The sequence below is a fragment of the Actinobacillus vicugnae genome, from assembly GCF_901687125.1.
In the GTDB taxonomy this organism is placed as follows: domain Bacteria; phylum Pseudomonadota; class Gammaproteobacteria; order Enterobacterales; family Pasteurellaceae; genus Actinobacillus; species Actinobacillus vicugnae.
In genome coordinates, this window is the sequence record NZ_CABFJY010000045.1 from 1 (window position 1) to 528 (window position 528).

At 45.3% G+C, this 528-nt stretch carries 1 protein-coding gene; it reads right to left on the bottom strand.

What is annotated here, in order from left to right:
• Positions 1–528: contractile injection system protein, VgrG/Pvc8 family (locus F8M47_RS09040; RefSeq protein ID WP_280177527.1), on the bottom strand; the 528-nt coding region annotated here is incomplete at both ends.

Here is a 528-nt window from a genome sequence, read left to right on the forward strand (position 1 = left end):
CTGCGTTGGTGCTCTTGATGATAATTAGGGTGGGTAAAGGTGTAATCGCGTAAGGTGTGTTGGGTTGTACCCAATTTCATTTCATAAGCCCAATGCCATAATGCCGGCGCTGGACGGTCACCCGCAGGGGTGGGGTTATATAATAATTGCCCTGATTCTGATGAAAAGGCGGTGGTATTACTGAAATGTAAGGTATGGCTGTCAGCCGTATGGGCAAAATAGTAATAAGCACCTTCTTCTGCCGCAAGGCGTTCAATAAAAGCTAAATCCGTTTCGCGATATTGAACACAGTATTCGCGTTGCCAAAGACTGTCTAAGAAGTGGAATTCATGACGTGCAACACCGTTTTTTTGTAATAAGGTGTGAATGATTTGTGCTGAGGTTTGTTGTTGGAAGATTTTATTATCGGCTTGATAACCAGCGCGGGCAAGATTCGGCTCTATCACCATTTTATAACGTGTGCGTTCAAACCCTGTTTCACCTTGCACCAGTTGCGTGACAATCCCATTCACATGCCGTACCGCCTCA